Origin of the sequence: Enterobacter sp. K16B (assembly GCF_020216105.1) — a bacterium.
Taxonomy (GTDB): Bacteria; Pseudomonadota; Gammaproteobacteria; order Enterobacterales; family Enterobacteriaceae; genus Enterobacter; species Enterobacter sichuanensis.
In genome coordinates, this window is sequence record NZ_JAIWJZ010000106.1 from 1 (window position 1) to 14,593 (window position 14,593).

The 14,593-nt window shown below is 57.8% G+C and carries 5 protein-coding genes; 3 read left to right on the forward strand and 2 right to left on the reverse strand.

Annotated features, from left to right (window positions below; genetic code table 11):
* Positions 1–141: 141 nt before the first annotated feature.
* A complete protein-coding gene (locus LDK53_RS18195) occupies positions 142–1,791 on the reverse strand; it encodes an alpha,alpha-trehalase (protein ID WP_059386135.1) in 1,650 nt (549 codons plus the stop codon).
* 186 nt (positions 1,792–1,977) lie between these two features.
* Complete coding sequence (locus LDK53_RS18200) at positions 1,978–2,712, reverse strand: response regulator transcription factor (RefSeq protein ID WP_225287756.1); 735 nt, start codon at positions 2,710–2,712, stop codon at positions 1,978–1,980.
* A gap of 188 nt (positions 2,713–2,900) precedes the next feature.
* Here LDK53_RS18200 and LDK53_RS18205 point away from each other — a divergent pair, with 188 nt between their 5' ends.
* The 3 genes from LDK53_RS18205 to LDK53_RS18215 all read left to right on the forward strand — a co-directional run bounded on the left by LDK53_RS18205 (position 2,901) and on the right by LDK53_RS18215 (position 14,502).
* Positions 2,901–7,805 carry an Ig-like domain-containing protein gene (locus tag LDK53_RS18205; RefSeq protein ID WP_225287757.1) on the forward strand — a complete coding sequence of 1,635 codons (4,905 nt, stop codon included), beginning with the start codon at positions 2,901–2,903 and terminating at the stop codon, positions 7,803–7,805.
* An 83-nt stretch (positions 7,806–7,888) separates the two neighbouring features.
* Positions 7,889–13,552 carry an Ig-like domain-containing protein gene (locus LDK53_RS18210; RefSeq protein WP_225287758.1) on the forward strand — a complete coding sequence of 1,888 codons (5,664 nt, stop codon included), beginning with the start codon at positions 7,889–7,891 and terminating at the stop codon, positions 13,550–13,552.
* Between the two features lie 44 nt (positions 13,553–13,596).
* Entirely contained in the window at positions 13,597–14,502 is a 906-nt protein-coding gene (locus LDK53_RS18215) for an OmpA family protein (RefSeq protein ID WP_059386139.1), read from the forward strand.
* Positions 14,503–14,593 lie beyond the last annotated feature (91 nt).

A 14,593-nucleotide genomic window follows, 5' to 3' on the forward strand; every position in this document is an offset into this window, starting at 1 on the left:
ACAGCCGGACCAGGGCATCGCTGTAATTCATTCATTTTCCTGAAACAATCTTCGTCGCTTTCGGTAAAAAAATTACTGGGGATTCCTCACCCCTGTGGGAGAGGGCCAGGGTGAGGGTGCGGTCTGATCCCCTCACCCTCCTCAAGGCTCCCCATACAACCCAATCAGCCGGCGCACCACGCCATTAGTCCAGCCGAAGCCATCCTGCAGCGGATACTCACCCCCGCCCCCTTCGCGCGGGGTACTGCTGGCGATGTGGTACTTCTCAATCAGCTTATGATGGGTCTTATAAAAATGGTTCACCGTATGCAGCCAGCTCCAGGCGATTTCATCCCCCAGAGAGTCGTTGCCATACTGCTTGAACCCCTGAATGGCCATCCACTGCAGCGGCGCCCAGCCGTTGGGTTTATCCCACTGTTCGCCGGTTTCGTACTCGGTCGCCAGAATCCCCCCCGGCGTGAGCAGACGCGCTTTAACCGCATCAGACAGCCGTTCAGCCTGCTCATGGGTTGCCATACCGACATACAGCGGCACAATGCTGGCGGCGGAAAACAGCGCCATCACTTCGCGTCGCCAGTCATAATCCCGGTAGCAGCCGTTCTCTTCATCCCACAGATAGCGGTTCACCGCGGCCCGGCGATCGCTGGCTTTCTGGCGGAACAGGTCGGCCGTCTCTTTGTCCCCTTTTGATGCCGAGATATTGGCGATCGCACTCTCCAGCTTGAACAGGAAGGCGTTCAAATCGATGGGGATAAACTGCGTTGTGCGGATACTGGCAAGCCGACCCGGCTCGCGCAGCCAGCGGGACGAGTAGTCCCAGCCGGAGGCCGCACCCGCACGCAGGTCGCGATACACTTCATTCGGTGGACGCCCGGAGTGACGGGCGGTTTCCACGTCCTCAATCCAGGATTCGTCGCGCGGGGTGTCGCGGTCATCCCAGTAGCGGTTCAGTAACGAGCCATCCGGCATGCGCACGGCGCTTCGGTAAGCCTGGTTAAGCAGTAGCGACTCCGCCCCGTCCATCCAGAAGGCGTGCTCCATTTTCAGGTGCTCAAGGTAACGTTTCGCACCGCGCACGCCATCCTCCTCAAACAGCTCCACCATCAGGGCAAAGACCGGCGGCTGAGAACGGCTGAGGTAATAGGTACGGTTGCCGTTAGGGATATGGCCGTAGCGCTCAATCAGCCACGCGAAGTTATCCGCCATACACTTCAGCAGATCGTTGCGCCCGCTTTCCGCCAGACCCAGCATCGAGAAGTAGGAATCCCAGTAGTAGGTCTCGCTGAATCGTCCGCCGGGAACGATATAGGCCTGCGGCAGGGCCAGCAGGGAGGACCAGGGAATATGGTCCTGCGGCTCGCGCGTCAACACCGGCCACAGATTATCAATGTGCTCTTTCAGGGACAGACCCGGGTCGGAAACATATTCTGAGTCGAACGTTTCCGGCATCCAGAAGTGGTTCTCCACGAACTGGCGCAGGTCAAAATCCCGGTGGCGTCTGACCTTGCGGTAGCGGATCAGGATATCCAGCGGGTCCATCTTCGGCGCGCAGTCGGGGAAGGTTTTGCTGTCTGCAAACAGCCGTGACGACTGCACGTGTTCAAACAGTTCAAGGTAGCGGTCTGCGGGCGTCAGCGCATCCGACGCGGGCAGCCCTTCAATCATTTCCGGTTCCGGCTCCGCCTCGATCATCTCATCCAGTTTTAACTCGCAGGGATCGGTCTCGTAGCGCAGCTCTTCTGCAATCTCGAATTCGATGTTCTCGTTAGCCTGTAGTTTCTGGTTGAACATGGTGATAAGGACCTCCGGTTGTATGTTCTGAAAGACAGGTTTTTCCGGGCGTCCTATAAGCGTAGACATTCGCTTCGGTAGAGGGGGAGGAATATGTGCGGTAGATCACTATTTTCGGAGCATTCGTTTTGCAACAAATGATGACATCAAGCCCGAACTGACTGTCGTCCGGGCCTCTTCCGGCGCTCAGTACAGATAATTCCGTTTTGCCAGATCCACCAGTTCCGCCAGACGGGTCATGTTGAATTTTGCCATGATGCGCTGCTTATACGCGCTGACCTTTTTATTATTCATATTCAGCAGCGAGGCGATAAGCTGGTTGCTGTAGCCCGCAGAAATATAGCGCAAAATACAGATATCAATATGGGATAACGATAATAACAGCGACGCATCCCGGGGATAACGGGCGTGATGTTGCCACAACTCCGAACCGTAGCAATATCCCCCGGTGGTAATTGTGTTGACGGTGTTAATAATTTTATCCAGGGAGCTGTTTTTATTGATATAGCCTGACGCACCGGCCCGTCGGCTCAACTGAATATGAAAATCGCTCGACGACGACGACAAAATAAGAACCTTAATCGCTGGGTAGCTTTTTCTTATTTGTACCAGATGAGAGAACACCTCGGGGCTCTGTTGCAGATGCTCCATAATAATCAGGTCAGCATGTAACTCTGGCAACGCGCTGTGCATTGCCTCAATCGTGAGGAATTGTGCCGCAGTCTGATAACCGTGTTCTGCTAATAAACCCTGGATGCCTGTTCGGAGCAAGGAACTGACGTCCAGGAGAATGACTTTTTTATCTGACATTCCTGATTGTCCTGATGGGGTGACAAAAATGTCATTTTCCCCGTGCGCAAAAAAAAGGTGGCTAAGACTTGTCTTTATCTTTGCCATTATTTTCTGACGTTCTGGTGCCATCAGGTTACTGCACCTGTTACCCCCTTTTTCCCCACCGCTGAGACATATAAGACCGGTTTGCGACAGGTCTTATTAAGACAACGCTTGCCAGCCGGGAAGATAGTGTCAGCCAGGGAAAGTATCCCGTATGGAAGTGCGTCTGGCGCATTGCGCGGACACAGATCGATTATTTACACGAGAATTTAAACATGACTCTCAAGCCAGTAAATATTGCAGTCGTTGATAAAGAGACGATTGTCAAAGCTGACGTTCTGCGCAGTGAAAAGGTTGGCAGTGCTGTCAAAATTAAGGCCATCCCGCATGCAAAATACATTCTTGCTGAAGGGGAAAATGGCGTCGCGCCAGAAAACATTACGCTGAAACGCGTAGGTAAAGACCTGTTCGTCATGCTGGAAGGCACCGACGAGGATCAGCCGCAACTGATTATTGAAGGCTATTTCGATAACCCGGGCGAGCTGGTGGGTAAAGGCGAAGATGGTCAATGGCATGAGTACATTGCCACTGACGGCGATGACGACCACAAAGCCGCTTTCCTGCTGGACGGTGAATCCTCCGCTCAGGCGCTGGGCGCAGGCGCGATTGCGAGCCTGGACGGTCTGGCTGTTGCGGGCACCGCGTTTTCTCCTGCTCTGCTGGCGCTGGGCGCGTTAGCGGGGCTGGGGGCGCTGGTGGGTATTGGCGCCATTATTCGTCATAACCGTGACGATGATAATGGCGGTAGCCGCAAAACGCCCGTCACGACCCCTGAACTGACCGACGTACACGATGATTACGGCAGCAAAACCGGCTCGATCCCACAAAACGGCGTGACCGATGACGCCACGCCAACCTTTAGCGGCAAAGGCAAACCGGGCGATATCGTTGAGTTCTGGGAAAACAACGTCAAGCTCGGCGAAACCCGCGTGGGCGCTGACGGCAAATGGACCTGGACGCCTGAAACCCCGCTGACGCACGGCGACCACAGCATTGTGCTGATCGGTAAAGGCCCGGATGGCCGCACCAGCGCGCCGAGCGACCCGTTTGATTTCACCGTGGATCTGGAAGCGCCCGCTAAACCTGTCATTGGCGAAGTGGAAGACGACGTTGGCGAGAAAACCGGCCCGATTCATAACGGCGATAATACCGATGATAAACAGCCGGTATTCCGCGGTGAAGGCGGCACGCCGGGCGACACCGTTAAGCTGATTGTGGACGACAAAGTCGTGGGCACCGGCATTGTTGGCGAAGACGGTAAATGGGAAGTCACGCCTGAGAAACCGCTGCCGGAAGGCAGTCACACCGGGAAGGTGATCATCACCGATCCTGCGGGCAACGAGAGCGTCCCGTCTGACGACTTTAAATTTATCGTGGTGCCGGAAAAACCGGTGATTGGCGTCGTGGAAGATGACGTCGGTTCCGTTGTGGGTCCGATTAAAAACGGCGGCGCGACGGATGATACGCAGCCGACGTTCCGCGGCGAAGGTTCAACACCTGGCGATACCGTTAAGCTGATTGTGGACGACGAAGTGGTCGGCACCGCGATCGTGGGTGAAGACGGTAAATGGGCCGTCACCCCGGAAAAACCGCTGCCGGAAGGCGAGCATATCGGAAAGGTGGTGATCACCGATCCGGCAGGCCATGCGGGCGAACCGTCTGATGACTTTAAATTTATCGTCGATCTGGAAGCACCAGTCAAACCTGTCATTGGTGACGTTGAGGATGACGTCGGCCCGGTTACCGGCCCGATTCACAATGGCGACACCACCGACGACACCCAGCCGGTATTCAGTGGCGACAACGGTACGCCAGGCGACACCGTGCGCCTGATCATTGACGATGAAGTGGTGGGTACCGCGATTGTCGGTGATGACGGCAAATGGGAAGTCACGCCTGAGAAACCGCTGCCAGAAGGGGATCATGAAGCGGTTGTCGTGATCGTCGATCCGGTCGGTAACGTCAGCGATCCGTCCGATCCGATCGGCTTCATCGTTGATACCACGCCACCGGTAAAACCGACGATTGATAGCGTGTTTGATGATGCGGGTCTGAAAACGGGCAACCTGACAAGCGGCGATATCACCGATGACAGCACCCCGGACTTTACCGGTACCGCGGAGAAAAACAGCGTGGTGCGCATCATTGTCAACGGTAAAGAAGTGGATTCCGTTACCGCCGATCCAACCGGTAAATGGACCTGGACACCGTCTCCGGCGCTGACCAACGGCCACTACGATGTGCGCGTGATTGCTGAAGACAAGGCCGGGCTGCGCTCTGAGCCGTCTGACGCGTTCTCGTTCGATCTGGTCGCAGGCGGCGTACCGACTGCGCCAGCCATTACCGATGTGATTGACGATGTTGATGCCTACACCGGCACCGTACAGCAAAACGGCATCACGAACGATGACAAACCGACCATCACCGGTACCGGTCAGGACGGGACCACGGTTTACCTGTACGACGGCACGAATCCGCTGCCAATCGGTAGCGCGGTGGTGACGGGCGGCATCTGGACTATTGACTTCGACACGCCGCTGGCCCAAGGCGAGCACCGCTTCCGCGCGGTCGCGGAAAACGCCGTCGGTAACCGCAGCCCGGAAACCGGCGAGTGGGTGATTACTGTCGATTCCGTTAAACCGCTGGCGGCCACGGACATTGAGCTGTGGGACGACTTCGGCACGCCAGGCATTATCGCCGATAACGGCACCACCGACGACAACACCCCGACCTACCGCGGTAAGGGCGAGCCTGACGGTACCGCGATCATCGATCTGGGTAACGGCACCACCGTGCGCGTGCCGATTGATGGCAGCGGTAACTGGAGCTACACCCCGGCACCAGCGCTGGCGGACGGCGACTACACCTGGAAAGTCTCGATTGAAGACAAAGCGGGGAACACGGGCCCGGAGTCCGCCCCTATCCACTTTATCGTCGATACCAGCCACAACGGCGTCTCTATCAGCCACGTGGAAGACGATGAAGGCGCGTGGAAAGGCAATCTGGCCAGCGGCAGCCACACCGATGACACGACACCGACCGTTGTGGGCCGCGCGACGCCTGGCGCCGAGGTCAAAGTCTACCTGGACGGTAAGTTTGTCGACAGCGTGATCGCTGACCCGACGACCGGTGAGTGGAAATACACCTTTAACCCGGCGCTGACCGCTGACGGGACGTACCAGATCACCGCCAGTGAAAATACCGGCACCGGTGACAGTGCGCAGACCGCGCCGTTTGAACTGACGCTGGACAGCCGCGTACCGGTTGGCTCGTTTGATAGCGTATCCGATGACGTCGGCCTGGTGCAGGGCGACCTGGCCAACCCGGCCGTGACCGATGACACCACGCCAACCCTGCACGGGACCGGCGTCGCGGGTGATACCGTCTTTATTTACAACGGTACCACGCTGATCAACACCGTGACCGTCGGTCCGGATGGGTCATGGAACTACACCCTGCCGGCGCAAAACAACGGTGAGGTACTGTCCCTGACGACGGTATTCCAGAGCCCGACCGGCGTGAGAAGTGCGCCGTCCGCGGAGTGGAAAATCACCATTGATACCGAAGCGCCAGTAAGCAGCGCGGTGGTGGATGCGATGACCCATGACTCCGGCGTCAACGGCAGCGACTTCATCACTAACAATGGTCAGGCCGGTGGTCTGGTCAGCGGCCATCTCTCCGCGCCGCTGGAAGCGGGCGGCAAGGTGCTGGTCTCCACTGACGGCGGGAAAACCTGGCTTGAAGCGATGGTCGACGGCGACAAATGGGCGTTCGTCGACGGACAGGCACACAGCGCGGACTGGACGGTGCTGACCCGCGTGGTCGATGCCGCCGGGAACTATACCGAATCCTCCCAGAAAGTGGTGCTGGATCAGGTTGCGCCGGATGAACCGACCGACGTGGTGCGCAGCGGTAACGACGTGACGGTGACGCTGCCGGGCAGCGGGATTGTTGAGGGCGACACCGTGCTGGTGAAGAGCGGCGACATTACCGTCACCCATACGCTGACGGCGGCAGACATTGCCAACGGCAACGTGACTCTGACCATGCCTGCGGGCGGCTACACCGATATTCCGGTCGGCGCGGCGATTGTCGACGCGGCGGGTAACAGCTCGGACTACCGCACCAGCGCGTTCACCAGCACCAACAGCTTCGAAGACGATACGGAGTTCGCGGACATTAATGCGGGCGCGTGGGTGCACGGGATGCGCTTCTCCCACACGCCAGATACCGGCTCGGCGGATTATGAGTTCGACAGACAGGTCATTGGCACGGGCAGCACCAACAGCCTGTATCTGTACAGCACCTCTACGGATACCGGGATGGAAGCCAGCATGTTTGTTGACTTCCAGTATGGCGCCAAAACGATCGATTTCGTCTTCAACCCGCGCTTTGCCGGTCCGTCGACGGTGGTGACGTTCTACGACGTCAACGGTGATGTGATTAGCTCTCAGCCGGTGAACGCCTTCATCGGCAACCGTAACGTCCCGGTGTCGTTCACCAGCCCGGATGATACCCCGGTTTACCGCATGGAAATTCACCATGAGGAACTGGCGACCAGCTCCGGCTTTGGTTTCAGCATCGATAACCTGGTGGTGAGCAATACGGCGAAAACCGTCACCCCGGGCGATTTCCTGGCGGATAACCAGGGCGATGTCTGGTATGGCGACGCAGCGGACAACCTGTATCAGGTTGCGGACGTGGCCAGCCTGACCGGCGCCGTGATTCAGGGCGGAGAAGGGACCGACACGCTGAAGCTGCTGGGGGCCGATCAGCACCTCGACCTGAGCGCGCTGACCCACCCTGTTCAGTCCGTGGAAGTGTTCGACATTACGGGAACAGGTAACAACACCCTGACGCTGAGCGCGGGGGATGTGCTGGAAAACGCCACGCAGAACCTGTTCCACGACAACGACTTCAACCAAATGATGGTGAAGGGCGACGCGGGCGACGTGGTGAACCTGAGCGACCTGCTGCCGAACGGTATGGACCCGGGGAACTGGACCGATGGCGGAACGGTGAATGTTGGAGGAGTGGAGTATCAGTCTTACCAGATGGATAGCCTGAATACCGAGATCCTCGTTCAGATGGGAGTGACGGTCACGCTACAGAACCATTAATTGATACCAGGAAGGGAGGTTCCTTCACCGGAACCTCCAGAGTTTTAGACCAGAACATAAACAGAATTCATTTGGAAATTTGTATGAAAAAGACCACTGCTTCTATTAACAATACCGAACCTAACATCACCGCTCTGCCTCCGCTGCCGACGGACGTTTTACTGTGGAACGACTACCAGTTCCCGCGCGAAATTCACAACGGCGATCCGAGCGAAGATAACACTCCTACCTTCAGCGGTAAGGGTGAGCCCGGCACAACGGCGGTGATCGACCTCGGTGGCGGTCAGAGCGTTCGCGTACCGGTAACCGCAGCAGGCACCTGGAGCTGGACGCCAGCACCGGCGCTGGCGGACGGCAACTATACCTGGTCTGTTTCCCTGGAAGACGCGCAGGGCAACCGGGGGCCTTCTACCGCGCCAATTAGCTTCACCATTGATACGGTGGGTAACGCGGTCTCCATCAGCCACGCTGAAGACAACACCGGTCCGCTGACCAACCCGCTGGCAAGCGGCAGCAGCACCGATGACGTGAACCCGGTTATCGTAGGAACGGCGACGCCTGGCTCGCTGGTCACGCTGTATGTTGATGGCGAGCCTGTTGGCTCGAAGACCGCCGATCCGGTTACCGGTGAGTGGGCCATCGAAATCAAACCGGCACTGGAATCGGGTAAGACTTATGAAATTACCGCGGGTGAGTATAGCGGCCCGGGTGAGATCCCTGCGCCTACGCGTCCGTTCCTGCTGACTATCGACACCGTTGTGCCGACCGGCACCTTCGATCGCATCGAAGATAACGAAGGCCGTTATCAGGGCGATGTGGCGAACCCGGGCGTCACCGATGACACCACCCCAACCCTGCACGGTACCGGCCGTCCGGGTGATATCGTGTTCGTGCGCAACGGCAGCGACATCATTGATTCTGTCACCGTTCGCCCTGACGGCAGCTGGGAATATACCCTGCCTGAGCAGACGAACGGCACGGCGCTGGACGTCAGCGTGGTCTTCCGTGGCCCAACCGGTGTGGAAAGCGCACCGACTGCGCCGTGGAAGCTGGTGATTGATACCGAAGCACCGAACAAACCGATCATTGGTGACGTGGAAGACGACCAGGGTCCGGTTGTTGGCCCGATTCACAACGGTGACACCACCGATGACACGCAGCCGGTATTCAGCGGCGAAGGCGCCGTGCCTGGCGAGACCGTTGAACTGATTGTTGACGACAAGGTCGTGGGTACCGCCATCGTTGGTGACGACGGTAAGTGGGAAGTGATCCCTGAAGATCCTCTGAGCGAAGGTGAACATAAAGCGGTAGTCGTGATCGTCGACCCGGTGGGTAACGCCAGCGAGCCGTCCGATCCTATCGGCTTTATTGTCGACACGCAGCCGCCTGCGAAACCGACTATTGATACTGTATATGACGACGCGGGGCAGCTGACCGGCAATATCGCGAACGGTGGGATTACCGACGACAGCACCCCGGACTTCACCGGTACCGCCGAGAAGGGCAGCCTGGTGTACATCATCGTGAACGGCAAAACCGTTGACTCGGTGACCGCTGACGCCGCGACCGGGATCTGGACCTGGACGCCATCGCTGGGCCTGGCGAACGGTCATTACGACGTGAGCGTTGTCGCCCAGGACAAAGCGGGGCTGCGCTCCGAGCCGTCTGACACCTTCTCGTTTGATCTGCTGGCAGGCGGTATTCCAACCGCGCCGGCCATCACAGACGTGATCGACGATGTTGCGTCACATGTGGGTACCATCCAGAACGGTGGCATCACTAACGATGCGCGTCCGACCATTACCGGTACCGCGCAGGATGGCACCACCGTCTATCTGTACGATGGCACCAACCCGAACCCGATCGGCAGCGCCGTGGTGACGGGCGGCCGCTGGACCATTGATTTTGATACCGATCTGGCGCAGGGCGAGCACCGCTTCCGCGCGGTGGCAGAAGACAGAACCGGTAACCGCAGCCCGGAAACCGGCGAGTGGGTGATTAACGTTGATTCCGTGAAACCGCTGGCCGCTACCGACATTGAGCTGTGGGACGACTTCGGCACGCCGGGTCTTATCGCCGATAACGACACCACCGATGACAACACCCCAACCTACCGTGGGAAAGGTGAAGCGAACGGTACCGCGATTATCGATCTGGGTAACGGCACCACCGTACGCGTCCCGGTAGATGGCAGCGGTAACTGGAGCTATACCCCGGCCCCGGCGCTGGCGGATGGCGACTACACCTGGAAAGTCGCGATTGAAGATAAAGCGGGTAACGTCGGTCCTGAGTCTGCGCCGATCCACTTTACCGTGGATACCAGCCACAACGGCGTATCCATCAGTCACGTGGTGGACGATCAGGGTGACTTTACCGGCAACCTGGGCAGCGGTAGCCACACCGATGACACGACCCCAACCGTGGTGGGCCGTGCGACGGCTGGCGCCCTGGTGAAAGTATACGTTGATGGCAAATTTGTCGACAGCGTGCGCGCTGACGCCGTGACCGGCGAGTGGCAGTACACCATCAGCCCGGCGCTGACGGCGGATGCGACCTATAAGATCACCGCCAGCGAAGACGCAGGTGCAGGTGAGAGTGCGCAAACCGCGCCGTTTGAGCTGACGCTGGATACCCGTGTGCCGACCGGTTCGCTGGATCGCGTCGCGGATGACGTGGGTCTGGTGCAGGGCGACCTGGCCAACCCGGCGGTGACCGATGACACCACCCCGACCCTGTACGGTAAGGGCGTGGCGGGGGATGTGGTCTTTATTTACGACGGCACCCGACTGATTGACTCTGTCACCGTAGGGCCAGCGAACACCTGGAACTTTACCCTGCCGCAGCAGAACAACGGCACTGAGCTGTCCCTGACGGCGGTATTCCAGAGCCCGACCGGCGTGAAGAGCGCGCCAACGGCACCGTGGAATATCACCATTGATACGCAGGCACCGGATGCGCCAACGATCAAGGGCATGTATGACGATGCGGGCACGCTGATTGTCGACGGTAGCCGTTCACGCGACGCGACGCCGGAGCTGCGCGGTACCGCTGAGAAAGACAGCCTGGTGAAAATCTACGTTCCGGGCAACAAAGAGCCGATTGCCTCGGTCTATGCCGACGCGAACGGCGAATGGAAATGGACCTCGCCAGCACTGTCCGATGCGAAACACGACTTCTACGTGAAGGCGCAGGACAAGGCAGGGAACGTCTCCGGTGAGTCCAACCACTACGGTCTGGAAGTGGACACCCAATCGACCACGCCGGTTATTCTCGGCGCGTATGATGACGTGGAAGGCGGCATCTACAAAGCACTGGTACCGAACGGTGGGCTGACCAACGACGCAAATATGGAACTGCGCGGAACTGCAGAGCCGAACAGCATCGTTTACATCTACAACGCGTATAACGACGCGGTGCTGGATACGGTTAAAGCCGGTCCGGACGGTAAATGGAGCTGGGAACGTTCGCTCGCGAACACCGCTGCGGGTCGTCCGCACATGTTCTACACCATCGCCAAGGACGATCTGGGCAACGTCTCCGCAAAATCGGCGACCTACTCACTGAACGTGGATACGGTCAATGCCGCACCGGTGATTTCGGGTGCGTATGACGATGTAGCAGGTGGCGTGTACAACGGCCTGGTGGCGAATGGTGGCGTAACGAACGACAAGGCACCAGAACTGCGTGGTACCGCTGAAGCGGGTAGCGTGGTGTACGTGGTGGTTGATAACTATGGCACTGTGGCGGGTTCCACCAAAGCGGATGCTAATGGTAACTGGAAGCTTCCAGTCGCCACGAACTACAACCAGCTGTACACCTTCCATGCGTATTCTGTTGATCCGGCAGGTAACCGTTCGGCGGATTCGGCGAAGTTTGCGATTACGGTGGATACGGTCAATGCCGCACCGGTGATCACCGGTTCATGGGATGACGTGCAGGGCGGGGTGTATAACGGTCTGGTGGGTAACGGTGGCGTCACCAACGACAGAACGCTGGATTTACGCGGCACGGCGGAAGCGGGCAGCGTGGTGTATATCATCAACCCGGCAAGTAATGGCGTGTATGGTTCGGTCACGGCAGGTGCGAATGGACAATGGTCATTCCCGCTGACCACCAACTATAACCAGACGTATAACTTCCAGGCTTACTCAATTGATAAAGCCGGAAACCGTTCGGTGAACTCGACCAACTTCGCGATTAATGTGGATACCGTGGTGGCCGCGCCAAACCTCACCGTTATCTCTGATAACGTGGCGGGCGGTAAAGTCGGTAACCTGGTTGACGGGGAACGTACCAACGACAACCGTCCAACCATTACCGGTAATGGCGCAGAACCGGGCGCGAAGATTGAGATTGTGCTGGCGCTGGGTAACCAGGGCTGGAGTAACAACAACCTCGTGTACACCACCACGGCCAAAGCCGATGGCACCTGGAGCCTGGAAATTCCGAAGGCGCTGCAGGATGGGACCTGGTATTTCCGCGCCAAACAGACCGATCTGGCGGGTAACACCAGTGCACTGGGTAACCAGCATTATGTGGTTGTCGATACGGTTAACGCCGCACCGACCATTACCAGCGTGATGGATAACGTCGGAAATGAAACGGGTAACGTCGCGAATCTGGGGAAAACGGATGACAGCACGCCAACGTTAAACGGTACGGCAGAGGCAGGCAGCACGGTCTATATCGCCGTGAATGGCGCAACGTACAGCACCGTCGCCACCAACGGCAACTGGAGCTTTACGCCACCTGCGTTGCCGCTGGGTAACCATACCTTTAGCGTGTTCTCGATTGACCAGGCGGGTAACAGGAGTGCGGGTGTTTCGCGTAGCCTGACGGTTGTTTCGCCGAAAACCAGCGGCTTTGAGGACTTTAACGCGCTGACTCCTCAGAACTATGGGAAGGGTCTGGTGACGCTGGCGAGCGGTCTGAAGTTTACGTTAAGCGATAAGTATTACCCTGGCTACGGTGGGGCGATTTATCAGTGGGGCACAGGCAATAGCCGTAAGCTGGCGCTGACAGGTGATATCACCATGCATTTCGATGGTGTCAATGCGGTGAGCATGAAGCTTTCCGGTGCGAATGATGCTGTGCAATCGAGTGTCGTGAAGTCAACCTATGTTGTCTACGATACCGCAGGAAAGGTGATTTCATCCGGGTATCTGCCGTCGGGAGAAGCCACCTTCACGGCAACCGCACCTGCGGGACGTGAGATCGGCGATATTGTTTTCAGCATGGGACGCGGTCAGAGCAGTGGTCTGTCGGGTGGCGGTAACACGATCAACACCGATCAGTACATGATTGATGACGTTCGCTGGACGGTTAACACCTCACGCTCTGCCTCCAGAAGCATGATGATGAACACCGAAGAGCAGCATGACGATAATAACCATCTTGTCAGCACGCTGAACGATCGTGAGATCAACCTGGATAACCTCCAGCACAAGACCATCGATCTGACCAACAGCAAGCAGGACAAGCTGAATATCAGTCTGCACGACGTGCTGACCCACGCTGAAAAAGACCTGTTCATCGCTGATGGCAACAAGCAATTGATGGTGCAGGGGAATAAAGGCGATGTGGTGAACCTGAACGATCTGCTGCCTGACAACAGCGATCCGGGTAACTGGACCAACGCAGGTAACGTCAAGGTCTCCGGTGTGGAATACCAGGTGTACCACATGGAAAACCATGACGTGGAACTGCTGGTACAAACCGGCGTCACCGTCAACGTGAATAATCACTAACTAAAACTTTTCCGGGCCCCCGAGAGGGGGCCCGTGGAGGATTTATGACTTTTTTCAAGACCTCTTTATTCGCGGCGCTGTTTACCTCCTCCGCATTTATGGTTCACCCGGCGCTGGCGGCGGAAAACTTTGGTAAGACGTATCAGCCCGTTGCGCCTGTCGGCCAGACGCAAACCCAGGTGGTTTACTACCGTGACGCCAGCAATACCGCAGGCGGTGCAGCGCATATTTATGTCGATAACGAGTTCCACGACGCCCTGCTGCCGGGCGGCTATACCGTTTTCTGTCTGGCGCCGGGCAAGCACAATCTCGGCGCGTATCAGAATGATGCGCCACAGTATCGCGGCAAAGAGCAGGGCTACAACGTCGAGATGAGCGGCGGCCAGACCTACTTCGTGCGCGTCAACCACACGATGAATGCCGTACCGGAAGCGCGGACCCGCGAGCAGGCGGAAAAGGATCTTGTGGGGCTGCGCGAGCAGATCCACGTGCTGTCCCGTGCCTCCAGCGTCGAAGCCTGTAAGAACCTTGCGCCACAGTACAAGGATTACACCCTCTCCGGCGATGTGATGTTCCGCTTTGGTCAGTCTGGCGTGAAAGGCGTTTCCGCTCAGGGCCATCAGGCCGTGAAAGATCTGGTGGCGACGATTAAACGTGAAAACGTTGAACTGAAGCAGATCCAGGTGATCGGCCACACGGACGCCATTGGCAGCGATCGCAGCAACTATGCCCTTGGTCTGAAGCGTGCCCAGACCGTCCGCACCATGCTGGCAGAAAACGGTCTCCCGGCGCGCCTGATGACCGCTTCCAGCGTGGGCAGCGATGAGCCTGTGGTGAACGACTGCGCGGCATCCGATAAAAAAGCCCTGATTGCCTGCAATGCGCCTAACCGTCGTGTGGTGGTGCGTGTCAGCGGTGGACAGGATGTCAGTGCGCCAGCACAAAAGTAGTTTATTTTTCATCTGTTTATGCCGGGTGACGCTTCGCTTACCCGGCCTGCTTTATGGAAAGCATTTTCCTACCCCTTCCTTTTTCGTGTCA

Coding starts and splice junctions, on each gene's coding strand:
- LDK53_RS18200 (WP_225287756.1), bottom strand. CDS start 2,712: ATGGCACCAGAACGTCAGAAAATAATGGCAAAGATAAAGACAAGTCTT.
- LDK53_RS18205 (WP_225287757.1), top strand. CDS start 2,901: ATGACTCTCAAGCCAGTAAATATTGCAGTCGTTGATAAAGAGACGATT.
- LDK53_RS18215 (WP_059386139.1), top strand. CDS start 13,597: ATGACTTTTTTCAAGACCTCTTTATTCGCGGCGCTGTTTACCTCCTCC.
- LDK53_RS18210 (WP_225287758.1), top strand. CDS start 7,889: ATGAAAAAGACCACTGCTTCTATTAACAATACCGAACCTAACATCACC.
- LDK53_RS18195 (WP_059386135.1), bottom strand. CDS start 1,791: ATGTTCAACCAGAAACTACAGGCTAACGAGAACATCGAATTCGAGATT.